At 52.8% G+C, this 961-nt stretch carries 2 tRNA genes and 3 rRNA genes; all 5 read right to left on the bottom strand.

The annotated features are described in order from the left end of the window. Positions 1–125, bottom strand: a 23S ribosomal RNA gene (locus FGI41_RS24615); the annotation flags it as partial. A 211-nt stretch (positions 126–336) separates the two neighbouring features. Further along, positions 337–453 (bottom strand): 5S ribosomal RNA (gene rrf, locus FGI41_RS24620). Positions 454–582: 129 nt separating this feature from the next. Continuing rightward, a tRNA-Ala gene (locus FGI41_RS24625) sits at positions 583–658 on the bottom strand. 12 nt (positions 659–670) lie between these two features. Continuing rightward, positions 671–747 (bottom strand) — tRNA-Ile (locus FGI41_RS24630). A 96-nt stretch (positions 748–843) separates the two neighbouring features. After that, positions 844–961, bottom strand: a 16S ribosomal RNA gene (locus tag FGI41_RS24635); the annotation flags it as partial.

The following is a 961-nucleotide window of genomic DNA, read 5'->3' on the forward strand; positions in this document are numbered from 1 at the left end:
TTCCCCATTCGGAGATCCCCGGATCAAAGCGTGCTTACCGCTCCCCGAGGCTTATCGCAGTTCGCTGCGTCCTTCATCGGCTCCTAGCGCCAAGGCATCCACCGTGTGCCCTTACTAACTTAACCACGATGCACAGGATGTGCAAGTGCATGCGTTGCGACAGGACGTCGCGTTCTTAGCATGCCTTCCATCCAGATGCTGTTTAAAACTTGCCTTGTATGCTTGCATATCCAGTTTTCAAGGAACAACGACGCACGTGATGTGCTAGCGTCTGCGTTGCCAACAGGACGTTGGCGTCTTTAGCAGACGTTCTTTACTTGGGGTTTTGATGCCCCTGCCTGGCGACGTCCTACTCTCCCGGCTCCCTTCGGAGCAAGTACCATCGGCGCTGGAGGGCTTAACGGTCGTGTTCGGAATGGGAACGAGTGTGTCCCCTCCGCCATCATCACCAGACAGATGCACAAAGTTGTGCCTATGTCTCCTCAGCCACAGAAGTGCGCATTCCAAGAAGACAATTATTCATTTCAAGAAAAAAAATTAGCGTATTAGACTTTTCAAGTCAATAGCTACTTGAGAGTAAAATGGTGGAGCTGAACGGGATCGAACCGATGACCTCCTGCTTGCAAGGCAGGCGCTCTCCCAACTGAGCTACAGCCCCATATCTAATGGGTGGTGGGCCTAGGCTGACTCGAACAGCCGACCTCACGCTTATCAGGCGTGCGCTCTAACCAACTGAGCTATAGGCCCGTGATATTCATGTTCTCTCAAAACTGAACAGCGATTCGCTTATGATTTCAGCCGATTTGATACCGCCAGACCAATGGTCGGCGGAAATCTCCGTAGAAAGGAGGTGATCCATCCGCACCTTCCGGTACGGATACCTTGTTACGACTTCACCCCAATCATCTACCCCACCTTCGGCGGCTGGCTCCTTGCGGTTACCTCACCGACTTCGGGTGTT

The organism is Brevibacillus dissolubilis (assembly GCF_006170445.1).
GTDB classification, from domain to species: Bacteria; Bacillota; Bacilli; order Brevibacillales; family Brevibacillaceae; genus Brevibacillus_B; species Brevibacillus_B dissolubilis.